The 22780-nt window shown below is 63.2% G+C and carries 21 protein-coding genes and 1 tRNA gene; 16 read left to right on the top strand and 6 right to left on the bottom strand.

The genetic code is table 11. The annotated features are described in order from the left end of the window. Nucleotides 1-97 precede the first annotated feature (97 nt). A complete protein-coding gene (locus tag IG197_RS06725; RefSeq protein WP_192317853.1) occupies nucleotides 98-1069 on the bottom strand; it encodes a porin in 972 nt (323 codons plus the stop codon). 451 nt (nucleotides 1070-1520) lie between these two features. Here IG197_RS06725 and IG197_RS06730 point away from each other — a divergent pair. The 9 genes from IG197_RS06730 (at nucleotide 1521) to IG197_RS06770 (ending at nucleotide 11926) form a co-directional block, all read left to right on the top strand. Continuing rightward, nucleotides 1521-1611 (top strand) — tRNA-Ser (locus IG197_RS06730). 148 nt (nucleotides 1612-1759) lie between these two features. Beyond that, nucleotides 1760-2824, top strand: coding sequence for a porin (locus IG197_RS06735; RefSeq protein ID WP_192317855.1), 1065 nt, complete (start codon nucleotides 1760-1762; stop codon nucleotides 2822-2824). Nucleotides 2825-3113: 289 nt separating this feature from the next. Continuing rightward, on the top strand, nucleotides 3114-3989 hold the full coding sequence (locus tag IG197_RS06740; RefSeq protein ID WP_246765423.1) for a site-specific integrase: 876 nt from the start codon (nucleotides 3114-3116) through the stop codon (nucleotides 3987-3989). A 280-nt stretch (nucleotides 3990-4269) separates the two neighbouring features. Further along, nucleotides 4270-5382, top strand: coding sequence for a pyridoxal phosphate-dependent aminotransferase (locus IG197_RS06745; protein WP_192317857.1), 1113 nt, complete (start codon nucleotides 4270-4272; stop codon nucleotides 5380-5382). A gap of 195 nt (nucleotides 5383-5577) precedes the next feature. Then, nucleotides 5578-6807, top strand: coding sequence for a CAP domain-containing protein (locus IG197_RS06750; protein ID WP_192317859.1), 1230 nt, complete (start codon nucleotides 5578-5580; stop codon nucleotides 6805-6807). 84 nt (nucleotides 6808-6891) lie between these two features. After that, complete coding sequence (locus IG197_RS06755) at nucleotides 6892-8634, top strand: type I secretion system permease/ATPase (protein WP_192319615.1); 1743 nt, start codon at nucleotides 6892-6894, stop codon at nucleotides 8632-8634. Nucleotides 8635-8636: 2 nt separating this feature from the next. Then, a complete protein-coding gene (locus IG197_RS06760; protein ID WP_192317861.1) occupies nucleotides 8637-10064 on the top strand; it encodes an HlyD family type I secretion periplasmic adaptor subunit in 1428 nt (475 codons plus the stop codon). A 91-nt stretch (nucleotides 10065-10155) separates the two neighbouring features. Then, a complete protein-coding gene (locus IG197_RS06765) occupies nucleotides 10156-10800 on the top strand; it encodes a TetR/AcrR family transcriptional regulator (protein ID WP_192317863.1) in 645 nt (214 codons plus the stop codon). Further along, on the top strand, nucleotides 10766-11926 hold the full coding sequence (locus IG197_RS06770; protein WP_192317865.1) for an isovaleryl-CoA dehydrogenase: 1161 nt from the start codon (nucleotides 10766-10768) through the stop codon (nucleotides 11924-11926). The genes IG197_RS06765 and IG197_RS06770 overlap by 35 nt, the downstream gene beginning before the upstream one ends. Nucleotides 11927-11943: 17 nt before the next feature. Here IG197_RS06770 and IG197_RS06775 read toward each other — a convergent pair whose 3' ends face one another. Continuing rightward, nucleotides 11944-12336, bottom strand: a complete 393-nt coding sequence (locus IG197_RS06775; protein ID WP_067964261.1) for a hypothetical protein — start codon at nucleotides 12334-12336, stop codon at nucleotides 11944-11946. Between the two features lie 341 nt (nucleotides 12337-12677). On the opposite strand from IG197_RS06775, the gene IG197_RS06780 reads away from it, so the two are divergent. From IG197_RS06780 to IG197_RS06800, 5 genes are all read left to right on the top strand, one after another. Then, nucleotides 12678-13016, top strand: coding sequence for an AbrB/MazE/SpoVT family DNA-binding domain-containing protein (locus tag IG197_RS06780; RefSeq protein ID WP_067964264.1), 339 nt, complete (start codon nucleotides 12678-12680; stop codon nucleotides 13014-13016). Continuing rightward, nucleotides 13013-13390, top strand: coding sequence for a type II toxin-antitoxin system VapC family toxin (locus IG197_RS06785; protein ID WP_246765324.1), 378 nt, complete (start codon nucleotides 13013-13015; stop codon nucleotides 13388-13390). Before IG197_RS06780 ends, IG197_RS06785 begins: the two co-directional genes overlap by 4 nt. A 152-nt stretch (nucleotides 13391-13542) precedes the next feature. Next, nucleotides 13543-15150 (top strand): carboxyl transferase domain-containing protein, encoded by a 1608-nt coding sequence (locus IG197_RS06790; protein ID WP_154385011.1) that lies wholly within the window; start codon nucleotides 13543-13545, stop codon nucleotides 15148-15150. Nucleotides 15151-15164: 14 nt separating this feature from the next. Beyond that, nucleotides 15165-17120 (top strand): acetyl/propionyl/methylcrotonyl-CoA carboxylase subunit alpha, encoded by a 1956-nt coding sequence (locus IG197_RS06795; RefSeq protein WP_192317867.1) that lies wholly within the window; start codon nucleotides 15165-15167, stop codon nucleotides 17118-17120. 201 nt (nucleotides 17121-17321) lie between these two features. Continuing rightward, nucleotides 17322-17942 carry a YitT family protein gene (locus IG197_RS06800; RefSeq protein WP_246765325.1) on the top strand — a complete coding sequence of 207 codons (621 nt, stop codon included), beginning with the start codon at nucleotides 17322-17324 and terminating at the stop codon, nucleotides 17940-17942. A 53-nt stretch (nucleotides 17943-17995) separates the two neighbouring features. Here IG197_RS06800 and IG197_RS06805 read toward each other — a convergent pair whose 3' ends face one another. The 3 genes from IG197_RS06805 to IG197_RS06815 all read right to left on the bottom strand — a co-directional run bounded on the left by IG197_RS06805 (nucleotide 17996) and on the right by IG197_RS06815 (nucleotide 20656). Continuing rightward, entirely contained in the window at nucleotides 17996-18658 is a 663-nt protein-coding gene (locus IG197_RS06805; protein ID WP_067966898.1) for a peroxiredoxin, read from the bottom strand. A gap of 201 nt (nucleotides 18659-18859) precedes the next feature. Further along, a complete protein-coding gene (locus IG197_RS06810) occupies nucleotides 18860-19981 on the bottom strand; it encodes an ABC transporter substrate-binding protein (protein WP_067964270.1) in 1122 nt (373 codons plus the stop codon). Between the two features lie 408 nt (nucleotides 19982-20389). After that, nucleotides 20390-20656, bottom strand: coding sequence for a sel1 repeat family protein (locus tag IG197_RS06815; RefSeq protein ID WP_067964272.1), 267 nt, complete (start codon nucleotides 20654-20656; stop codon nucleotides 20390-20392). 438 nt (nucleotides 20657-21094) lie between these two features. Here IG197_RS06815 and IG197_RS06820 point away from each other — a divergent pair, with 438 nt between their 5' ends. Then, nucleotides 21095-21436 carry a DUF2147 domain-containing protein gene (locus IG197_RS06820; protein WP_067964273.1) on the top strand — a complete coding sequence of 114 codons (342 nt, stop codon included), beginning with the start codon at nucleotides 21095-21097 and terminating at the stop codon, nucleotides 21434-21436. An 87-nt stretch (nucleotides 21437-21523) separates the two neighbouring features. Here the strand turns inward: IG197_RS06820 and IG197_RS06825 are convergent, their stop codons facing one another. Next, the gene (locus IG197_RS06825) at nucleotides 21524-22246 is read right to left on the bottom strand and encodes a glutathione S-transferase family protein (RefSeq protein ID WP_192317871.1); all 723 of its coding nucleotides are present in this window, start codon (nucleotides 22244-22246) and stop codon (nucleotides 21524-21526) included. A 327-nt stretch (nucleotides 22247-22573) separates the two neighbouring features. Here IG197_RS06825 and IG197_RS06830 point away from each other — a divergent pair, with 327 nt between their 5' ends. Beyond that, nucleotides 22574-22768, top strand: coding sequence for a hypothetical protein (locus tag IG197_RS06830; RefSeq protein ID WP_192317872.1), 195 nt, complete (start codon nucleotides 22574-22576; stop codon nucleotides 22766-22768). Nucleotides 22769-22780 lie beyond the last annotated feature (12 nt).

Raw genomic sequence — 22780 nt, forward strand, 5'->3', positions numbered from 1 at the left:
CTGAATCACAAACCCCCAACTCTCGCCAGGGGTTTGTCAGCAGTCTGAACCCGGCGGTTGCCCGCCGGGTTTTCCCTGGATCAGCCTTGTGAGCTGATTAGAACGAAGCGTCGAGACGCAGGAAGCCCGAGAACGAGCCGTCTGCATAGTTGTCGCCATCGTCGTAGTTGACGGCGAGCTTGGCGTTCAGGTTCTCGACGACCTTGTAGTCGACCACAGCGCCGATAGCCCAGTCGTCCTGGCTGTTGACGAAGTCGTCGCCGAAGAACTGACCACCAGCACCAATGCTCAGACGGTCATTGACGGTGTACTTGGCGTAACCGCCGACCGACCACTCGTAGCCGAAGCTGTAGAAGCTGGGGCCGGAGTTGTAGGTTGCCAGAGCTTCCAGGGTCAGAGCGTCGGTTGCCTTGAACTTGGCGACGGCCTTCAGGCCGTACTCTTCAGCGGTCGCATCGTAAGCGGCGAACAGGTCGACCGAACCCCAACCCTGGGCGATCGACAGCTTGCCGGCGACGTTCGGGGTGTAGTCGTAGTCGTAGTCGGCCTCTTCGAGTGCCACCGACGCTGCGATGCCGTTGCCGGCGTCGAAGGTGTAGCGAATCGAGTTAATGAAGTCGCCGCCGCCGCTGTCGAACTCGCCCGAAAGCGCGCCATCCCACAGGGTGTCGTTACGACCGATCATCAGGCCGCCGAGTTCGAAGTAGGCGTAGCGAATCCACACAGCCGTATCATCGTATGCCGACTGGTTCTGAAAGTGCAGCTCGATGAAACGACGGAACGTGCCGTATTCGGTCTCCGAACGCGCGTCGAGGTTCAGACGAGCAGCAGCCGTCTTGCGCCAGCCATCATCGTTGTCGTCCCAGTCGATCTGGTAACGAACGAGGCCGCCGATCTTGAGGCAGGTCTCGGTGCCGGGGATGTAGTAGAAGCCCGCGCCGTAAACGTCGCAGATGCGGACGTATTCCATGGGTTCCGGCTCAGCGACGACGACAGCGTCGGCCGCACGAGCGCCGGAGACTGCGAACAGAGCCGCAGCGGAGCCGAGAAGAAGGCTCTTAATGTTCATTTTCTGACCTCCAGTCAAAAGTTTCAAAAGAGGGTCTGGGTATTTTTTGCTGAAGGACAGCGTTCCCTGCCCCATCCCCGTTTGAAAAAGATGCGCACCGCGCTCCCTCTTCGACCCCGACATTACCCATGAGCGTTCGCGGTTCAACAGCCAACACGGCCCGCAAGCCTCCCGCAACGCTGGATCGCCGGGGCATGTTGCACAAATGACACGATTTGATACCCCCCATAAAGAAGTCATTAAGAAATGGAGCCATTCCAGCGCAGCTTTTGCGCCTGGCACAGATCCTGATCGAGGTCTCTTTCCGCAGAATCGTGGGTGATCCGATTCTTCGGGAGCCCGGCTAAGCGGACGATTCGTGCGCCGAGCTCGCCAGGCGGTGCTTTTTCATGCCGATATGTAGAATGGCTTATTGATTGTGCCGCGCCTTTTCTTTATCCAGCGGCGCAACGGAGAGGTGGCCGAGTGGTCGAAGGCGCTCCCCTGCTAAGGGAGTAGAGGTCAAAAGCTTCTCGTGGGTTCGAATCCCATCCTCTCCGCCAGCCTCAGGCTACCTTCCCTTTCAGATCTCAGAACCTTCAGCTATTTCAATCGCTTGCGGTATCGCTGCGTGCGATCGGCGACGATATTCCCGGCTTCGCGCCGGCATTTTTTCGATCTCCAGCCGCGATTCTGACTGGAGGTCAGAAAATGAACATTAAGAGCCTTCTTCTCGGCTCCGCTGCGGCTCTGCTCGCAGTCTCCGGCGCTCGTGCGGCCGACGCTGTCGTCGTCGCTGAGCCGGAACCCATGGAATACGTCCGCATCTGCGACGTTTACGGCGCGGGCTTCTACTACATCCCCGGCACCGAGACCTGCCTCAAGATCGGCGGCCTCGTTCGTTACCAGATCGACTTCGACGACCAGGATGAAGGTTGGAGAAAGACGACCACGGCTCGCGTGAACCTCGACGCTCGTTCGGAAACCGAATACGGCACGTTCAAGCGCTTCATCGAGCTGAACTTCTCCAACAATGGCGGTGAATTCGGCCCGGCCTTCATCGAAGGCCCGATTGGCTACCGTGAATACTCGGACGCTTCGAGCTTCGGCATTCGTTATGCCTACTTCGAACTCGGCGGCCTGATGATCGGCCGTAACGACACGCTGTGGGACGGCGCCCTGTCGGGTGAATTCGACGCCGGCGGCGGCGACTTCATCAACTCGATCCGCTACACCTTCGACGCCGGCAACGGCATCGCAGTGTCGGTCGCGCTCGAAGAAGAAGACAACAACTTCGACTACGTCCCGCTCGTCGTCGGCAAGGTTTCGGTTGCCCAGGGCTGGGGTTCGTTCGACGTGTTCGCCGCTTATGACGACCGCTTCTCGGAGTTCGCTCTGAAGGGTGTCGCCAAGATCAAGGCAACCGATGCTCTGACGCTCGAGCTGCTCGCAGCTTACGAGTCGGGCGCCACCTGGTTCGGTCTGGGTGACTTCTATGCCGGCTACGAATGGTCGGTCGGCGGTTACCTGAAGTATGCCGTCAACGATCGCCTGACCGTCGGCGCCGGCGCTCAGTACTTCGCTGACAGCCACTTCGGCAACTTCATCACCAACACCACCACCGAAGTCGGCAACGACGACTGGTCGATCGGCGCGGTCATCGACTACAAGGTCGTCGAGAACCTGAACGCCAAGCTGGCTGTCAACTACGACGACGGCGACAGCTTCACGGACGGCTCGTTCAACGGCTTCCTCCGTCTCGACGCATCGTTCTAATCGACTGACGTCTTAAGCATAAGCGGCCCGGGTTTAGACCCGGGCCGTTTTTCTACCAGCGGAAAGCTGCTGGGACATCGAACCGAAAGGGAGAAGCACGACGCTGTCAGGCAATTGAAGCCGGCCCGGGTCTGCCCCTGCCCGTTCAACAGCCCGAAGCTTGATCCATTAGTCCCCTTGCCTTGGCGGCCCGAGTGCGTAACTTTGCGCGCGGGGGAGTTGCCGAGGACTTATGAAAAAAGCAACTTCAAAGGACGATATTGTGAGCGGCCACGTTTCAGCCGCCCTGATGACTGATTGCAAGGTAACTTACAATTTCAATACAATTAAAGAAGTAAAGTCATTCAGGGTCATAGACCTTTTTAATTCTTACAAAGACATTCTCTGGGACGACGGCAAGCACAAATACAACGTCAGCTCCTTCATCGGCGAGATCGACGAGGTTCTGTTGGGCGAGCGCTTCAGCGCATTTTCCCAGGAGACACTCGACGGCCTTATAGGCTCCCTGCGCCAACGCGGTAACAGCAACGCGACCATCAATCGGAAGATGGCCGCTTTGAGCAAACTGCTGCGCAAGGCCTACAAGATGGGAGATGTCCATAGCCTTCCCGAGTTCCGCCGCCAGAAGGAGCGGGCGGGACGAATCCGCTTTCTCGAGCTCGAGGAAGAGGACAGGCTGTTTGCTGCCATCAAGGCCAAGAGCGAAGACGCCTATCGGCTTTCCGTTTTCCTGGTCGATACCGGTTGCCGCCTCGGCGAGGCGATCGGACTGATCTGGAACGACATCCAGGACACACGCGTCAGCTTCTGGATCACCAAATCCGGGCGCAGCCGGACGATTCCCCTGACCGCACGCGCCAGAGAAACGGCCAAATGGCCGGCTGATCGTGGGCCGCGTCCGAAAGGACCGTTCGCCATGCTGACGCAGCCGCAGTTCCGGGCGATCTGGAACGAGGCGAAGGCGGAAGTCGGCCTTGGCGCCGACGATCAGGTGGTGCCGCATATCCTGCGCCACACCTGCGCTTCGCGCCTGGTCCAGGGTGGCATTGACATCCGCCGCGTGCAGATGTGGCTAGGTCACCAGACGCTGTCGATGACGATGCGTTATGCCCATCTCGCGACAAACGATCTCGACCGCTGCGTGGTGGTGCTGGAGCGGCACTGATTCCGGCAAATGATTCGCATGATGCGCCCGGATTCGGGCCGCATCTGCGCGCGCGCCGGCAGCAACACGTTGCAATGCCTCGCGGGCTTGCTCGTCGTCACGCCGTCACGACCGCTCGGACTTGCCGGATCGCCACGTCGCGGTGGCGTGAAGCCGGTCGGCTGGCGCGCAAATAGGCTCACAAAGCATATCCCTGCCCGGCTGCTTTTGTCGTATAGGCAAAACATCCAGAGATTGCCGCGCCCGGCCAGGGCCGGATGACGCCATCGAGTATGCTGCCATGACCAACCGCCCTGCCCTCACCCCCGTCATCGACGCCCTGCCCGTAACCGTGCCGTTTGTCGGGCCGGAGGCGCAGGAGCGCGACCGCGGCGCGCCGTTTCGGGCCCGAATCGGCGCCAATGAGAGCGGCTTTGGTCCTTCGCCGCGCGTGATCGCGCGGATGGCCGAGGCGACAGCCGAGATGTGGAAATATTGCGACCCAGACAATTACGAACTGAAAGTCGCGCTGGCGCGTCATCTCGGCATAGGCATCGAGAACGTCGTCGTCGGCGAAGGCATTGACGGCCTTTTGAACCTCGTCGTGCGCATGTATGCCCGCGAGGGTACACCAGTGGTGACCTCGCTCGGCGCCTATCCGACCTTCAATTTCCACGTCGCCAGCGTCGGCGCGCGCCTGGTGCCGGTGCAGTTCCGCGACGACAAGGAAGATCTTGAGGGCCTGCTCGACGCGGTGAAGCGCGAGAATGCGCCTATTGTCTATCTGTCCAACCCGGACAATCCGATGGGCAGCTGGTGGGAAGCGGAGGAGATTCTTCGCTTTGCCGAGGCCTTGCCCGAGACGACGATGCTGGTGCTCGACGAAGCCTATGGCGAGACGGCGCCAGCCTCGGCGCTGCCGCCGGTCGACATTGCGCGCCTCAATGTCGTGCGCATGCGCACCTTCTCCAAAGCCTATGGGCTTGCCGGCATCCGCTGCGGTTATGCCTTTGGCGATGCCGAGGTGATCGCAAACTTTGAAAAGGTGCGCAACCACTACGGCGTCAGCCGCATGGCGCAGATATCAGGCGAGGAAGCGCTCGCGGATCAGGCCTATCTTGCCGAGGTGGTCGCCAAGGTCGACGCCGGACGCAAGCGGATCGCTGGAATCGCTGCGGACAACGGGCTGAAGCCCCTGCCCTCGGCGACAAACTTCGTCACCATCGACTGCGGCGGCGATGCTGCCTTCGCGCTTGCCGTGATGCGCAACATGCTTGCCCGCGACGTCTTCATCCGCAAGCCGATGGCGCCGGTGCTCGACCGCTGCATCCGGGTGAGCGTCGGGCTCGACCACGAGCTCGACATATTCGCCGAAGAGCTTCCGAAGGCAATCGCTGCGGCCCGCGGCTGCTGATCGCAACAGGCATTTTCAACCGTCGGTAGGCGGCCGAATCGCTGCAGTGTATGCCTGCGCGAAGATATATGCGTATATCCTAATTTATTCATTTCCACGCCGCATCATCAACACAGTTCCTGCCTAGGCCGGATGTCGGACGGACGGGGACACAGGGGGTTCAACACCAGTCAAGAACCAAATCGGGGATACCCAATGCCGCAACACAGTGCCAACGAGCAGTATCTGCTCGAGCTCATCAACGCGGAGCGCGCCAAAGTCGGCGCCCAGCCTCTGGCATTCGACAACGACCTGAGCGAAGCCGCCGAAAACCACGACAAGTGGATGCTCTCGGCAGATGTCTTTTCACACACAGGCTCCGGCGGCTCGTCGCCGACGACACGCATGAAGGCGGCCGGCTACACGCTCAGCGGCTCCTGGGCGACGGGCGAGAACATCGCCTGGGCCACGACCCGCGCGCCGACCGGCTATGTCGACGAAGTGAAGCTGCTTCACACCAACCTGATGAATTCCTCCGGACATCGGGCGAACATTCTCAACCCGAACTTCCGCGAGGTCGGCCTCGGCTTCGAGGTCGGTGACTACAAGGGCCGTTCATCCGCCTTCGTGACCGAAGATTTCGGCAAGACCGGTTCCGACCTGTTCCTGACCGGCGTGACCTTCGACGACAAGGACGGCGACCGCTTCTACGATCCCGGCGAAGGGCTTGGCGCGATCACCGTGACAGCCAAGAACGCCGCCGGCCAGACCTTCAAGACCACGACCTCGGCGGCAGGCGGCTACGACCTGGTGCTGAAGCCCGGCACTTACACGGTGACCTTCACTGGCGCCAACATCGCGACCTCGACGCAGACGGTCACGATCGGCACCAAGAACGTCAAGAAGGACCTGATCGACCCGGTGATGAAGTCGGGCACGCTGGCAGCCACCGCTTCGGCCGACGATGCCGGCGCAACAGCACCGACGACGCCGACCAAGACGGTCGACGTCGCCGACACCACCGATACCGGCGGCGACAATACCGGCGCAAACCTTGCGAACAACTGGCTCGCCGACTTCTTCAAGAAGATGGACCATTTCGGCCAGGACCAGGGTACGCGTAGCGACCCGGGTACGCGTGGCGTACGCGAGGTGGCCGGCTCCACTGAGACTTCTGCCAAGAAGACGGTGGCGCTCGATGGCGACCACTTCAACTTCAGCTCGAAGGTGGCAGCACATGTGAATGCCGATCATGTCAACGACATCGTCGATGGCGGCCATGTGCAGCAGGCCATCGACCACGTTGTCGCGACGCTGCAGGCCCATCTGCCGGCGGATGGTCACGCGGTGGCAGATGCGGGCGACGCAGCCCAGGCGGCGGTCGCCAAGATCCTGGCGCAGATGGCCGCCCATTCCGGCCACCACAACGGCGACCTCGTCGCCTGATCCTGGTTGCGATCCAAGAGGCGGGTCTCGTTTTGGCGAGGCCCGCCACAACGCAGTCATACGGCTGCCATTGGGGGAAAAGTCCTGACTTATCCGCTTGCGACTGATCCAGGCCGTACCAACCGTTCCGAGCTGCGCGATGCGCTGGGCTCGTTCCGGGGCGCTTTCACTGCCGTTGCCGGCTTCAGCGGCCTGATCAACATCCTGATGCTGTCGGGCTCGCTGTTCATGCTGCAGGTCTATGACCGCGTGCTGCCGAGCCGCAGCGTGCCGACGCTTGTCGCGCTGATCATCCTGGTGGCGGTGCTCTATGCCTTCCAGGGCGTTCTCGAAGCCGTCAGGGCACGGGTGCTGACGCGGATCGGCGCCGGCATCGACGAAATCATCAGCGGCCGCGTGTTCAACTGCATCGTCAGGCTGCCGCTGCGCACGCGCGACCGCGGCGAAGGCCTGCAGGCCATGCGCGACCTCGATCAGGTCAGCGGTTTTCTCTCCGGCGCGGGACCGGCAGCCTTGTTCGACCTGCCGTGGATCCCGATCTATGTCGGCATCTGTTTTCTATTCCATCCCTGGATCGGCGTTGCCGCACTTGCCGGTGCTGTGCTGCTTGTCGCGCTTACCGTCCTGACCGACCGCCTTGTGCGCGGGCCGACCAAGGCGATGTCGGGCTTCAGCACACGGCGCAGCGCGATCGCCCAGGCCGGCGCCCGCAATGCCGAGGTGCTGGCCGCAATGGGCATGGGCGACCGGCTGGCGCAGCGCTGGGCTAAGGCGAATGGCGACTTCCGCGAGGCGCAGGAACGCGCCAGCGACCTGACCAGCGGCTTTGGTGCCGTGTCGCGCATCCTGCGCATGATGCTGCAGTCGATGGTGCTGGCGCTCGGCGCCTATCTCGTCATCTACCAGCAGGCGACGCCCGGCATCATCATTGCCAGCTCGATCCTGACGTCGCGCGCATTGGCGCCGATCGAACTCGCCATCGCGCATTGGAAAGGCTTTCTCAACGCACGCCAGAGCTGGCACCGGCTCGACGCATTGTTCGCAGCAATGCCGGCGTCGGAAGGCGGCATGGAGCTGCCGGCGCCGACAGACGAACTCACTGTCGAGGGCATCAGCGTGGTCGCGCCCGGCGATCGGCGATTTGTGCTGCAGGACGTCGAATTCTCGCTTCGGGCGGGAGCCGGCATGGGCGTCATCGGCCCCAGCGGCTCCGGAAAATCCTCGCTGGCGCGCGCGCTGGTCGGCGTCTGGCCGCTGATGCGTGGCAAGGTGCGGCTCGATGGTGCGGCGCTGGAGCAGTGGCCGGCGCAGGCGCTCGGCCGCCATGTCGGCTACCTGCCGCAGGATGTCGAACTGTTTGCCGGAACCGTCGGCCAGAACATTTCGCGTTTCGAGGAAGGCGCTCCTTCCGAGACGATCATCGCGGCGGCGAAGGCTGCGGGCGTGCACGACATGATCCTGCGCCTGCCCGAGGGCTACCAGACCGAGATCGGCGAGAGCGGTGCTGCCCTGTCCGCCGGCCAGCGCCAGCGCGTGGCGCTGGCGCGCGCGCTCTACCGCGATCCGTTCCTGGTCGTGCTCGACGAACCCAATTCCAATCTCGACGCATCGGGCGACCAGGCGCTGACGCAGGCCATCGAGCGCATCAAGGCGCGCGGCGGCATCGTCATCGTGGTGGCGCACCGGCCGAGCGCGCTGGCGGCACTCGACCATCTGCTGGTCCTCGGCGGCGGCAAGCAGCAGGCCTTCGGCCTGAAGAGCGAGATTGCAAGGCAGGCACTGCAACCGGTGCCGGTGCCGCTGCATGCGGTGGGAACGGCGGGCTGACCATGACACTGGTGACCAACCATTTTTCGGCAGACCGGCTGAAGGCAGCGAGAGATCTTGCGACCTCGGCAAAGACGCAAATGCTTGCCCTGCTCGACAAGGGCGCGATGCCGGTTGCCGGCGCCACTCCGCAACAGCAGCGGCTGCGCAAGGACATCAGGCGCAACATCAGGCTGGGCGGCTTCGCCGCGCTGGCGCTTGTCGGCGGCCTCGGCCTGTGGGCGGCAACAAGCAGCCTGTCGGGCGCGGTGGTGGCGGCGGGTCACCTTGTCGTCGATTCCAACGTCAAGGCGGTCCAGCATCCGCAGGGCGGCGTCGTCGGCGCGCTCAACGCGCACAATGGCAGCATGGTGTCGGCCGGCGAGGTGCTGGTGCGGCTCGACGACACCGTCGCCAAGGCCAATCTCGCCATCGTCGACAACGGCCTGGACGAGCTGATGGCGCGACGCGCCCGGCTGATCGCCGAGCGCGACGGAACCGAGGCGGTCGCCTATCCGGCCGAACTCACGGCCCGCGCCGCCGATCCGGCGATCGCGCAACTGATCGAGGGCGAGAACAAGCTTTTTGCGCTGAGGCGGCAGGCCCGCGACGGGCAGGTGTCGCAATTGCGCGAACGCATCGCCCAGTTCCGCGAGGAGATTTCCGGCATCGAGGCCCAGCAGAAAAGCAAAAAGCAGGAGATCGCCCTGATCAAGGTCGAGCTCGCTGGCATGGAAGAGCTGTGGAAGAAGAAGCTGGTGCCGATCTCGCGGCTGGCCGACCGGCAGCGGGCGCAGGCGCAGCTCGACGGCGAGGACGGCCAGCTGACGGCGGCGGCGGCGCAGACGCGCGGACGGATCAGCGAGACCGAGCTCGCCATCATCCAGATCGACCAGGACATGCGCAGCCAGGTGGCCGGCGAGCTGCGCGAGATCGACGCCAAGGCCGGCGAACTCAGGGAACGGCAGGTCGCCGCCGAGCAGTCGCTGAGGCAGATCGACATCCGCGCGCCGCAGGCCGGCCGGGTCCACCAGTTGGCGATCCACACCGTCGGCGGCGTGGTCACGCCGGGCGAAGCGATCATGCAGATCGTGCCGACGGCGGATGCGCTGGTGGTCGAGGCGCGCGTTGCGCCGCAGGATATCGACCAGGTGCGCATCGGCCAACCGGCGACCCTCAGGCTGTCGGCCTTCAACCTGCAGACCACGCCTGAAGTGGACGGCACCGTCGACCGTGTGTCACCCGACATGATCGAGGACCAGAAGGCCGGGCTGTCCTACTATGCCGTGCGTATCGCCCTGTCGGCCAAGAGCCTGGAACAGGCGGGCTCACCGGAACTCAAGCCAGGCATGCCGGCCGAGGTGTTCCTCAAGACCACCGACCGCACGGTGCTGTCCTATCTGTTCAAGCCTTTGACCGACCAGGCCAGCCGCGCCTTCCGCAGCGACTGACGCCGGCCGTCATCCACAGACGGCGTTTCGTGCCCCTTGAATTAATTAAACGTTCGTTTTATTAATCCAGCCATTCGGGAGGAATGGCTGGATGGCGCGAACTACGGGTTCGGACGGCGGCAGGACGGAAGCGGCGATCCGCGAGGCAGCGGTACAGCTGATCGCGCGCCACGGCTATGAGGCGGTGACGATGCGCCAGCTTGCGGCCGAGGTCGGCGTCCAGGCGGCCGCGCTCTACCGCTATTTCCCGACCAAGGAAGACCTGCTTCACACGCTGATGCGCGAGCATATGGAGGCGCTGCTCGGCGCCTGGGAGGCGGCGCGTCCCGACAATGACGATCCGCTGGCGCGGCTGACCAGCTTCGTCGCCAACCACATCCGTTTCCATGTCGAGCGCCGGCACGCCACCCATGTCTCCAACATGGAGTTGCGCAGCCTTTCGCGCGAGAATCTGACCAGCATCCTCAAGCTCCGCACGGCTTACGAGAAGGAGCTCAGGACCATCCTGCGCGACGGGGCGGATGCCGGCCTGCTTGAGGTCGACGACACCGGCCTGACGGCGATGGCGATCATCCAGATGATCACCGGCGTCATCGTCTGGTTTCGTCCCGATGAGAGACTGTCGGTCGACGAAGTCACCGCGACCTATCTTGCCATGACGATGCGCCTGACCGGCGCCAGGACCAATGCGGAGGACCGCCATGTACGACAAGACGCTGAACTTCGGGCTCGGTGAGGACATAGACAGCCTGCGCGAGATGGTCCGGCGCTTCGCCCAGGAGCGCATTGCCCCCATCGCCGCCGACATCGACCGCAGCAATGAATTTCCCGCTCATCTGTGGCAGGAGCTGGGGGCGCTCGGCCTGCTCGGCATCACTGCCGAGGGCGAATATGGCGGCTCGGAAATGGGCTATGTCGCCCATGTCGTGGCGGTCGAGGAAATCTCCCGCGCCTCGGCCTCGGTCGGCCTGTCCTATGGCGCGCATTCGAACCTGTGCGTGAACCAGATCAAGCGCTGGGGCACGCCGGAGCAGAAGGCGAAATATCTGCCCAAATTGTGCTCGGGCGAGAATGTCGGCGCGCTCGCCATGTCTGAAAGCGGCTCCGGCTCCGACGTCGTGTCGCTGCGCCTGAGGGCCGAAAAGCGCAACGACGTCTATGTGCTCAACGGCTCCAAGATGTGGATCACCAACGGGCCCGACGCCGACACGCTGGTGGTCTATGCCAAGACCGATCCCGAGCGCAAATCGCGCGGCATCACCGCCTTCATCATCGAGAAGACGATGAAGGGCTTTTCGGTGGCGCAGAAGCTCGACAAGCTCGGCATGCGCGGCTCCAACACCGGCGAGCTGGTGTTCGAAAATGTCGAGGTGCCGTTCGAGAACGTGCTGCACGAGGAAGGCCGCGGCGTCGAAGTGCTGATGTCAGGCCTCGACTATGAGCGCGTGGTGCTGGCCGGCGGGCCGATCGGCATCATGGCGGCGTGTCTGGATGTCGCCGTGCCTTACGTGCACGACCGCAAGCAGTTCGGCCAGCCGATCGGCGAGTTCCAGCTGGTGCAGGGCAAGCTTGCCGACATGTATTCGACGATGAACGCCGCGCGCGCCTATGTCTATGCCGTGGCCGCTGCCTGCGACCGCGGCCAGACCACGCGCAAGGACGCCGCCGGCTGCGTGCTGTTTGCGGCGGAGAAGGCAACCTTGATGGCGCTCGATGCGCTGCAGCTGCTCGGCGGCAACGGCTACATCAACGACTATCCCACCGGCCGGCTGCTGCGCGACGCCAAGCTCTACGAGATCGGCGCCGGCACCAGCGAGATCAGGCGCTGGCTGATCGGCCGCGAGATCATGGCGGAAGGCTGATGAAGCCTCCCGCCCGGTCACTGGAAAGCCCTTGGCAGATCGGCCGTCGGCTTCGACACGATCTGATGGGCGTCGCGCCAGATGACCTCGCGCTGACCGGCCGTCTTGATCGTGCGCACGGGCAGACCGCCCTCGCCGATCAGCCAGGCGCAGTAGCGCGCACGGCTGATCGCCTCGGCGGCGTGCGGGTCGAACCAGCAGATTCCCCAGATCGAGTTACGCCGCTTGAAGTGGCGACCGATCCTGCCGGGTATCGGCAAATGCTCGTTGAACCAGTCGAACTGCTCACGCAATTCGGCCAGGATCCAGTCCGGGCAGCCATTCCTGTAGAGATACCAGGACGCGCGGAAGAAGCCCGCCTCCACCCGGCTGTTCGGATGGATGAGCGGCGTAACGAAACGCACATACATGATGACAACCGCGCGGCCTCGACGGCGGCGCGCTCCCCTGCAACTTCGGTGAATTCGAGCTGTGAAAGTGCCGCCCTTCGGCGGCCTCAGCCTTTTGCCGAAGGGAGACGGAATGCCAGGCGCATGTCGATGCGTCTCATCGGTCGTCTCCTAGAGGACAAGTTGCGGAACCCGCGGACGCGCCAGCGGCTCGTCCAATCGGGAGCGGGCAATTACACGCATTCCGGAACGATATCAAGCCAAAACAATCAGAGGTTTCCGCAACTGTCTGGCAGCCTGTTTGCCGCAAATGGCCATTCATGGCATAATCTCTCTTTCTGCCACAGATCGGGGTTCATGCCATGACTGAGCCAGAGACGCCCAAAGGCTTCGCCGAGGAGCCGCAGAAGCCATACAACTCCAGGATCCGGGCCGAGTTGCTGCGCAAGCCGCCGAAGTTCGAGCGCTTGCGCGTGGGCGACGGCGGCCGCGTCGTCATCCCCGCCGCCATGCGTGAGGAAATGGGCATCAAGCCCGGCGACGATCTCGTCGCCCATGTCGAGAACGGAGAGCTGAGGCTGATCTCGCACCAGATGGCCCTCACCCGCGTGCAGCAAGAGATGGCCAAGTACAAGAAGCCGGGAGAAAGCGTTGTCGACGAGTTCCTGGCCGAACGCCGCGCGATGTGGGGTGAAGAGTGATCGTGCTCGACGCCTCGGCCGTGCTGGCGGCGATGTTGCAGGAGCCTGGAGCCGACCGGGTCCATGCGCTCGTCGACAAGAGCGTGATCTGCGCGGTCAATGTCACGGAGGTCATCTCGAAGCTGACCGACAAGGGCTACGACGAAGTTGACGTGCGCCAGCAGTACGAGAACTTGAGTCTCGAGGTGGTGTCGTTCGACCAACATCTGGCGCTGGTCGCCGGGCACCTGCGCGCATCGACGCGCCACAAGGGCTTGTCGCTGGGTGACCGCGCCTGCCTGGCGCTGGCGATACTGACGGAACGAACGGCCGTCACCGCCGACAGGAAATGGGCCGACCTCGATGTCGGCTGCAAGATAGAGGTCATTCGCTGACAGGCGATCGAGAGCGGAGATGGCTCGACAGCAACACACCGACGTCTGGACTTCGCCGAAATTACGAGGCTAGTGCGTTAGATTCGCCACCCACCATGACTGCTTCGCGCTCTTGCGCGCTGCATCGCATGGGTATCACTCCAAGAGGAAAAATGCCGACGCTTCATTCCCAGCTCTCCCCCTCCTCCGAAAGCTTCAAGGCCAATGCGGCGCGCCTGCGAACGCTGGTGGCCGATATCAGCGAGAAGGCTGCGACGGTGGAGCGCGGCGGTTCGGAGGATGCGCGCAAGCGGCATGTGTCGCGCGGCAAGCTTCTGCCGCGTGAAAGGCTGGCGCAACTGCTCGACGCCGGCTCGCCCTTCCTTGAGGTCGGCCAGTTCGCCGCCTTCGGCCTTTATGGCGGCGACATCGCGTCCGCCGGCGTGATCGCCGGCATCGGCCGCGTCGAAGGCACAGAGGTGATGGTGGTGGTCAACGACGCCACGGTGAAGGGCGGCACCTATTATCCGATGACTGTGAAGAAGCATCTGAGGGCGCAGGAGATCGCTCTCCAGAACAATCTGCCCTGCATCTATCTCGTCGATTCCGGCGGCGCCAACCTGCCCAACCAGGACGAGGTGTTCCCCGACCGCGATCATTTCGGCCGCATCTTCTTCAACCAGGCCAACATGTCGGCGGCGGGCATTCCGCAGATCGCCTGCGTCATGGGCTCGTGCACGGCGGGCGGCGCCTATGTGCCGGCGATGTCCGACGAGACCGTCATGGTGCGCAACCAGGCGACCATCTTTCTCGCCGGCCCGCCGCTGGTCAAGGCGGCGACGGGCGAGGATGTCAGCGCCGAAGAACTCGGCGGTGCCGACCTGCACACGCGGGTGTCGGGTGTCGCCGACCACTATGCCGTCGACGACGAACACGCTCTGGCGATCGTCCGGCGCATCGTCAAAAACCTGAATCGGAAGAAGGACATCGGGCTGGTCCTGAAGACATCGATTCCGCCCGTTCATGCACCGGAAGAGGTCTATGGCGTCATCCCGGCCGACCTGCGTCAGCCCTATGATGTGCGCGAGGTGATCGCGCGCGTGGTCGACGGCTCCGAATTCGACGAGTTCAAGCAGAACTACGGCACCACACTGGTGACGGGCTTTGCCCATGTCCACGGCATGCCGGTCGGCATCATCGCCAACAATGGCGTGCTGTTTTCGGAGAGCGCGCTGAAGGGCGCACATTTCATCGAGCTGTGCTGCCAGCGCAAGATCCCGCTTGTCTTTCTGCAGAACATCACCGGCTTCATGGTCGGCGCCAAATACGAAGCCGGCGGCATTGCCAAGGACGGCGCCAAGCTGGTGACGGCGGTGGCGACCGCCCAGGTGCCGAAGGTCACCATCATCATCGGCGGTTCGTTCGGCGCCGGCAATTACGGCATGTGCGGCCGCGCCTACTCGCCACGTTTCCTGTGGATGTGGCCGAATGCGCGCATCTCGGTGATGGGCGGCGAGCAGGCGGCAACGGTGCTTGCCATGGTCAAGCGCGAAGGCATCGAGCGCAAGGGCGGCAACTGGAGCAAGGAAGAAGAGGCCGAGTTCCGCGCGCCGATCCTCGAGAAATACGAGCGCGAGGGACACCCGCTCTATTCGTCGGCCCGACTGTGGGACGACGGCATCATCGACCCGGCAAAGACGCGCGAGGTGCTGGCGCTCAGCCTGTCGGCAGCGCTCAACGCGCCTGTGCCAGACACCAAATTCGGCGTGTTCAGGATGTGATGGGGGATCAAGGAATGTTTTCGAAAATCCTCATCGCCAATCGCGGCGAGATCGCCTGCCGCGTCATCCGCACCGCCCGCAGGATGGGCGTGAAGACGGTGGCGGTCCATTCGGACGCCGATGCGCGCGCGCTGCATGTCGCCATGGCCGACGAGGCCGTGCATATTGGCGGCTCGCCTGTCGCCGAGAGCTATCTGCGCGGCGACGTCATCATCGCGGCGGCCAAGGCGACCGGCGCCGAGGCGATCCATCCCGGTTACGGCTTCCTGTCCGAGAACCCCGGTTTCGTCGACCAGGTGACGCAGGCAGGCCTCGTCTTCATCGGCCCGTCGGCAGATTCGATCCGCGCCATGGGGCTCAAGGATGCCGCCAAGCGGCTGATGGAAAAGGCCGGCGTGCCGGTCGTTCCAGGCTATCACGGCGAGGCGCAGGAGATCGTCATCCTCGCCAGCAAGGCGCGTGAGATCGGCTATCCCGTACTGATCAAGGCGCGTGCCGGCGGCGGCGGCAAGGGCATGCGCCGCGTCGACCACCCCGACGATTTCGCCGATGCGCTGTCGGGTGCGCGGCGCGAGGCCAAGGCCGCCTTCGGCGACGACCGCGTGCTGGTCGAGAAATATGTCGACAAGCCGCGCCACATCGAAGTGCAGGTGTTCGGCGACAATTTCGGCAATGCCGTGCATCTGTTCGAACGCGACTGCTCGGCGCAACGCCGCCACCAGAAGGTGATCGAGGAAGCCCCTGCCCCCGGCATGACCGCCGAATTGCGCGCGGCGATGACCGATGCCGCCGTCAAGGCCGCCAAGGCGATCCAGTATTCCGGCGCCGGCACCATCGAGTTCATCGTCGATGCCTCGGACGGGCTGAAGCCGGATCGTTTCTGGTTCATGGAAATGAACACGCGGCTGCAGGTCGAGCACCCGGTGACCGAGATGATATCGGGCGTCGACCTTGTCGAATGGCAGCTTCGGGTCGCCTCGGGCGAGCCGATACCGCTGGCGCAGGAGGACATCACGCTATCAGGCCATGCCTTCGAGGCACGGCTCTATGCCGAGGATCCCGCCAAGGGTTTCCTGCCGGCGATCGGCACGCTGCATCATCTCAGCTTCCCCGGGGAAGCCGCGGCGGGCACCGAACTCCGCATCGAGACCGGCGTGCGCCAGGGCGATGCGATCTCGCCCTTCTACGATCCGATGATCGCCAAGGTGGTGACGCACGGGCCTGATCGCACAACCGCGCTCGCAGCACTCGCCGACGCAGTCACCCGCACCGAAGTGGCGGGCTCGACGACAAATGCAGCGTTCCTGGCTGCCCTTGCCCGTGACCCCGACTTCGCCTCAGGAGATGTCGACACCGGTCTGATCGGGCGCAAGCAGGACGAGCTGACGGTGACCGCGCCGCCGAGCAGCCGGGCCGTGGCGCTTGCCGCACTGGCTGCCACCGGAGCCATGGCATCTGCTGCCTCTGACGATCCGTGGTCCAGCCTCACCGGCTATGCCCATTTCAACCCGCTGGCGCGGCGGGCGACTTTGTCGTTCGGCGGCACGGGCATTGTCGCCCACATCACGGCGCGGCCGGACGGGCGTTTCCAGGTCAGGCCGGAGGGCGGCGAGGCCTTCGTGCTAAGCGCGGGCGCGGGCGATGCGGGTGCGACGGTCGCGGCGTGGCCCGGCCATGTCACGGTGTTCGAAGCTGGCCGCTCCTTCGACTTCGCCATCAGCGATCCGTTCGCACGCGCTGCCGAAATCGGCGAAGGCACGTCGAGCATGCGCGCGCCGATGCCGGGCCTGGTTAAGCTCGTTCGCGCGACAAAGGGCGACAAGGTGGCAAAGGGCCAGCCGCTGCTGGTGCTGGAGGCGATGAAGATGGAGCACACCATCACCGCCACCCATGACGGGGTGATCAGCGAGATCGCCGCCGAGGGCGCGCAGGTGACCGACGGAACGGTGCTGGTGCGCTTCGAGGAGTAGTCAGTCTCCGCTTTTCTTCGAATCGCGGAAGCCCTCCATCTTCTTGTTTTTGCGCAATTCCCGGGAAAACCGCCGCACAGTTTTCCCGGCTCTTACGCGAGCCTTGCTGTTTGCGCATGCCAGACCAGCCCGAAAATCTGTATCGGATTCCGGGCTGGTGCCGTAATGCTGCGATGCAGCAAACATGGACAGGCACGCGCAGTGACCAATATCAGCAACAGTGATGCCCTCCCGCATCGCCAGTACGAGGACGTGCTGGCACTGCTCACCGGTACCATGATGGTGGCGCTCGGGCTGGTGCTCTACACCAATGCCGGGCTGATCACCGGCAGTTCGGCCGGACTGGCGCTGCTTGTCCAATACGCCACCGGCTGCGGCTTCGGCGCCATCTTCTTCGTCATCAACCTGCCGTTCTATTATCTCGCCGTGAAGCGCATGGGCTGGCCGTTCGCGCTGCGCACCTTTGCCGCCGTGGCGCTGATTTCGCTGCTGTCGCGGCTAGTGCCCGACTGGATCGGCATCGGCCACCTCAACCCGCTCTATGCAGCGATAGCGGGCGGCGGCCTGATGGGCATGGGCCTACTGGTGCTGTTCCGCCATCGCGCCGGGCTCGGCGGCTTCAACATCCTGGCCTTGTACCTGCAGGACAATCATGGCATCCGCGCCGGCTATTTCCAGCTCGCGGTCGACCTCGTCATCCTTGTCGTGTCGCTGTTTTACCTTGAGCTCGACAAGGTCGCACTTTCGGTGCTGGGTGCCGCGGTGCTCAACCTGATCATCGCCATCAACCATCGCCCCGGCCGTTATGTCGGCATGAGCTGAAACGCAAAAGCCGCGCCAGACGGCGCGGCCCTGCGTGCGACAGCTATGCCAGATCAGCCGGCGGTCGGCTGCTTGGTCTTCCTGAGATAGGGCAGGACGCGCTCGAACGAGCCGAAGCGCTTGATCGCGTCCTCGTCGGAGACGGCTGCGGTGACGATGACATCGTCGCCCTGCTTCCACTGCACCGGCGTTGCCACCTGGTATTTGGCGGTCAGCTGGATCGAATCCAGCGCGCGCAGGATCTCGTCGAAGTTGCGGCCGGTCGACATCGGATAGGTCAGGGTCAGCTTGACCTTCTTGTCGGGGCCGATGACGAACACCGAACGCACCGTGGCATTGTCTGCCGGGGTGCGGCCTTCCGAGCTGTCGCCAGCCGTCGCCGGCAGCATGTCGAAAAGCTTGGCAATGGCAAGCGTCGGGTCACCGATCATCGGATAGTCGACCTTGTTGCCGGAGAGCGTCTCGATGTCGGCCTTCCATTTGTGGTGGTTCTCGACCGGATCGACCGAAATGCCGATGATCTTGGCATTGCGCTTGGCAAAGTCGGCCTTCAGCCCGGCCATGTAGCCGAGTTCGGTGGTGCAGACGGGCGTAAAATCCTTGGGGTGCGAAAACAGCACGGCATAGCCGTCACCGATCCAGTCGTGGAAGCTGATCGCGCCTTCCGTCGTGTCGGCCTTGAAATCCGGGGCAGTGTCATTGATGCGAAGGCTCATGGTCGGTTCCTCCTGAATGCGACGCACACGGCTTGCGCCGGCCAGAACGGCCTGATTTCGGCGTCCACGTGCGAAAATCTCATTTTGCGCCAAGCGCGTGAAAACGACAATGGCCGGGACGTGCCCGGCCATTGAATGCATCTCTGTGGCTTACTGCGACATGGCCGGGACGTGCCCGGCCATTGGATGCGTCCAGACGGCTTACTGCTTGATCGGCGCGTATTTGCCGTCGTGCCACTGGTTGATGTCATAGCTGGCGTTCTTGAGATCGCCCTTCTCGTCGAAGACGACATCGCCGACGACGGTGCTGATCGGCTTGCCGTCCTTGAGCGCCTCGGCGACCTTCATCGGATCATCCGTGCCGGCACGCTCGATGCCCTGCGCGAAAGCCTGGATGGTGGCGTAGGAGAACAGCGTGAAGCCTTCCGGCACGAAACCGCCGGCCTTGATCTTCTCGACAGCTTCCTTGGCCTCGGGCTTGGCCTGCGGGTCGGAGGGGAACACGAACAGCGTGCCCTCGCCGGCCGGGCCGGCGATCTGCCAGAACTCGGGCGAAGCGATCGAGTCGGGCATGATCAGCTGATACTTGAAGTTCTGCTCGGCCGACTGGCGCAGGATGAGGCCGGCCTCGGGGTGGTAGCCGCCGAAATAGACGACGTCGGCCTTGAGCTCCTTGAGCTTGGTGACCAGCGCCGAATAATCCTTCTCGCCGGCATTGATGCCTTCGTAGAGAACTTCGGTCAGGCCACCGGCATTCATCGTCGCCTTGACGGCGTCGGCGACACCCTGGCCGTAGGCGCTCTTGTCGTGCAGCACGACGACGTTCTTGCCCTTGTACGTCTCGGCGATCCACGGGCCGATGAAGGCGCCCTGGGCGTCGTCACGCGTGTAGAGACGCATGATCGTCGGCCAGCCCTTCTTGGCGGCGTCGTCGGTCAAGACCGGGTTCGAGGATGCCGGCGACATCATCAGCGCGCCGCTCTCGGCATAGACGGCGGAGGCCGGGATGCTCGAGCCCGAGCAGGCGTGGCCGTCGATGAACTTGATGCCGTTGGCAACGATGCGGTTGGCGACCGAAACCGCCTGCTTGGGATCGCAGACGTCGTCTTCGATCGACAGCTTGAGCTGGCGCCCGAGAACGCCGCCCTTTTCGTTGATCGCCTTGACGGCGGCTTCCGCACCTTGCTTGAACTGGTCGCCGATATTGGCGAGCTGGCCGGTCATCGGGCCGGCTACGGCAATGCCGATATCCTGCGCGTAGGCTGCGCCGGCGCTGAGCGACAGGCCGACCAGTGCCGCGCCAAATGTACGTTTCAAATGCATTGTTACCCTCCCTGGGACGCTCCGGTTTCCCCGGATCGCGTCATGCGTGCAATCGCCGAAAGCTGTCATCGCAACCGGAACTTGTCTTGGCGCATCGGCGTCAGGATGTTGTGCCTGCAAACGGGGCGGCGGGCAATGCGGTGGCCGAACGATGCTGCCACGCCATGGGGTCAAAACAAAAAGGCCGCGCCGATCTTATGTGATCGGTCACGGCCTTTTTCGTGGAGAGCGCCGCGAGCATCTTCGGCCCGTCGGACATTCGCCTGCCCTGTCTAACTCGGTCCAGCTGGTGATGAGACATGCTGGAGGTCATGTCCCTGGCACATCTTGCTCGTCCTTCAAGCAGTGCGCTCTTGGAATTGGGGGCTGCCATCCCGGCGCCCCGGCTCTTCCCCCGAAGAAGCTTGGTCAGTGCATCGTCATCCATTCGCGCGCTTCGCGCAGCGCCTTGACGATGTCGAGCTTGGACATCGTGCCGGAGAGCTCCGAGCGCAGGGCGGCCGCCCGGGCCGAACCCTTGATCGCGGCGATGTTGAACCATTTGTGGGCGGCAACCACGTCGACCTCGCAGTCGCGGCCGGTCGCATACATCATGCCGAGTTCGAGAAGAATGTCGGCCTGAGCGGTGGTTCCCATCGCGCCGAAGCCAGCGTCAAAGATTTCGAAACGTGCCATTTTCTTATCCCCTGCCTGTCTCCTGAGAGCCGGCCCGGTGGTGTTCCGGAGCTGCCCTTTCGATGCTTCCGAGAATGCCGGGGAGCCTTGAATCCGCCGTTAAATGGCTTGCTTAACTCGAAGAAAACAAACTGAAAACAAAGGGTAAAGCTCGGAATTCATTAAGGATAGGAGTCCTTGCGGCAGCTGGAATTTGCAGAAAATGCGATGAAAATTCTCAAGTCGCCGGATAAGTCTTTGATAACCACGCGGCACATTGATCGATAGCCAGGGATGAACTTCGGCACCCGGATGGCGCTTTTCGGCGGTCTCAAAAAGGCTCAAAACTTACCCAGCGGCACCACTTTCGTTTTGCCGACGGCTGCATTACGCTTACGTTTGCGTAAACGTCAGGCAGGGAGAGTGCCTGTGAGCGACAATTCAACCGGGAGGACTTCAATGCTTCGCAAGATGAGCCTGGCCATCGCGGCCACCCTGATGATGGCGGGTGCGGCCTATGCCGATCCGATCGAGGGCAACTGGAAGACGGAAGCCGGATCGACTGCCGCGATCACGCCCTGCGGCGGCGGCTTCTGCATCACGCTGAAGGACGGCAAGCACGCCGGCAAGAAGATCGGCACCTTCAATGCCAATGGCGGCACCTATGCCGGCAAGATCACCGACCCGGCCAATGACAAGACCTATACCGGCAAGGCCTCGGTCGCCGGCTCGACGCTCAAGATGAGCGGCTGTGTGCTCGGCGGCCTGATCTGCAAGACGCAGAACTGGAAGAAGCTGTAAGGCGACCAGGAAATAGTCGTCAGTATCAGGGGGAGGCAGTGCCGGCAGGCGCTGCCTCCCCCATTCGTTTTTGCGCTGTCTGCGCGTTCAGGCCCTGGCGCGCTGGCCGAACAACACCTTCTGGGCTTCCTTGTCGTCGGCGAGGTTGCGGCGGTGGTCCTCACCGACGGCGAGGCCACGGCTCACTGCCGGACGAGCCAGCAACGTGTCGAACCAGCGCTTGAGATGCGGGAAGTCCTCGAGCTCCTGGCCCTGGTTCCTGTAGGGCTTGACCCAGCCGAGCGAGGCGATGTCGGCGATCGAATAGTCGCCGGCAAGGAATTCGCGATCGGCGAGGCGCTTGTTCATCACGCCATAGAGCCGGTTGACCTCATTGGTGTAGCGATCGATGCCATAGGCGATCTTCTCCGGCGCATATTGCCGGAAGTGATGGGCCTGGCCGGCCATCGGGCCGAGGCCGCCAACCTGCCAGAACAGCCACTGATCGACCTCGGCGCGGCCGCGCTCGTCCGAGGGATAGAGCTTGCCGAACTTGCGGCCGAGATATTGCAGGATCGCCCCGGATTCGAAGATCGAGATCGGCGCGCCGCCCCATTTGCCGTCAGCGGTCGGCCCTTCCGGGTCGATGATCGCCGGCATGCGGTTGTTGGGCGCGATCTTGAGGAATGACGGCTCGAACTGCTCACCCTTGCCGATGTTGATGTATTTGACGGTGTAAGGAACGCCCAGTTCCTCCAGCATGATCGAAATCTTCCAGCCATTGGGCGTCGGCCAGTAATAGAGTTCGATCGGCAATGTCTGGCTGGTCATTCCGCAGTCTCCGTTGGTGAGCGTTGCTCAGGAGATATGCGCAGCGGGGCGAAACACAACCCTGCGGACCCATCAAGGCTCGTCAATAAATTTGAACCGAAGATGAACGGAGGTCTCAGAACCCGTTCAGTCGCAGCTTGGCATAGTCCGATCCATCGAAGGAGAAGACACCAATGCTCGCCCGCCGGTTCACCATCGTCTGCCTGCTCAGTGCCCTGTTCGGGATCATGTTCGCAACGCTGGTGGCAGAGACCAGCCGCCCTGCCCGCTCCTGGGAAATCGTGAAGAAGTAACGACGCAACACAAGATCGAAAAGAAGCAACGCCAATGACCCGCACCGCAACCCAGATCAAGAAGACGCTCCGGCTGCTGCCGCGCGCCGCCATGATCCTGATGGTCCTTGCCGCTCCGGTGCTGGCCGTTCCGGAGCTTCGCGCCGATTACGGCTCGACCATCGAGGCACCTGCCGCCCGCAAGAGCGGCGTCGGCTTCGTGCTCCTGGTCAGCCTGCAGCGCACCTGAGAGATTCGAAAG

Source organism: Aminobacter sp. SR38 (genome assembly GCF_014843375.1).
In the GTDB taxonomy this organism is placed as follows: Bacteria; Pseudomonadota; Alphaproteobacteria; order Rhizobiales; family Rhizobiaceae; genus Aminobacter; species Aminobacter ciceronei.

Coding starts and splice junctions, on each gene's coding strand:
- IG197_RS06825 (WP_192317871.1), bottom strand. CDS start 22,246: ATGACCAGCCAGACATTGCCGATCGAACTCTATTACTGGCCGACGCCC.
- IG197_RS06790 (WP_154385011.1), top strand. CDS start 13,543: ATGCCGACGCTTCATTCCCAGCTCTCCCCCTCCTCCGAAAGCTTCAAG.
- IG197_RS06805 (WP_067966898.1), bottom strand. CDS start 18,658: ATGAGCCTTCGCATCAATGACACTGCCCCGGATTTCAAGGCCGACACG.
- IG197_RS06750 (WP_192317859.1), top strand. CDS start 5,578: ATGCCGCAACACAGTGCCAACGAGCAGTATCTGCTCGAGCTCATCAAC.
- IG197_RS06770 (WP_192317865.1), top strand. CDS start 10,766: ATGTACGACAAGACGCTGAACTTCGGGCTCGGTGAGGACATAGACAGC.
- IG197_RS06745 (WP_192317857.1), top strand. CDS start 4,270: ATGACCAACCGCCCTGCCCTCACCCCCGTCATCGACGCCCTGCCCGTA.
- IG197_RS06795 (WP_192317867.1), top strand. CDS start 15,165: ATGTTTTCGAAAATCCTCATCGCCAATCGCGGCGAGATCGCCTGCCGC.
- IG197_RS06760 (WP_192317861.1), top strand. CDS start 8,637: ATGACACTGGTGACCAACCATTTTTCGGCAGACCGGCTGAAGGCAGCG.
- IG197_RS06780 (WP_067964264.1), top strand. CDS start 12,678: ATGACTGAGCCAGAGACGCCCAAAGGCTTCGCCGAGGAGCCGCAGAAG.
- IG197_RS06735 (WP_192317855.1), top strand. CDS start 1,760: ATGAACATTAAGAGCCTTCTTCTCGGCTCCGCTGCGGCTCTGCTCGCA.
- IG197_RS06810 (WP_067964270.1), bottom strand. CDS start 19,981: ATGCATTTGAAACGTACATTTGGCGCGGCACTGGTCGGCCTGTCGCTC.
- IG197_RS06815 (WP_067964272.1), bottom strand. CDS start 20,656: ATGGCACGTTTCGAAATCTTTGACGCTGGCTTCGGCGCGATGGGAACC.
- IG197_RS06765 (WP_192317863.1), top strand. CDS start 10,156: ATGGCGCGAACTACGGGTTCGGACGGCGGCAGGACGGAAGCGGCGATC.
- IG197_RS06830 (WP_192317872.1), top strand. CDS start 22,574: ATGACCCGCACCGCAACCCAGATCAAGAAGACGCTCCGGCTGCTGCCG.
- IG197_RS06820 (WP_067964273.1), top strand. CDS start 21,095: ATGCTTCGCAAGATGAGCCTGGCCATCGCGGCCACCCTGATGATGGCG.
- IG197_RS06740 (WP_246765423.1), top strand. CDS start 3,114: ATGACTGATTGCAAGGTAACTTACAATTTCAATACAATTAAAGAAGTA.
- IG197_RS06775 (WP_067964261.1), bottom strand. CDS start 12,336: ATGTATGTGCGTTTCGTTACGCCGCTCATCCATCCGAACAGCCGGGTG.
- IG197_RS06725 (WP_192317853.1), bottom strand. CDS start 1,069: ATGAACATTAAGAGCCTTCTTCTCGGCTCCGCTGCGGCTCTGTTCGCA.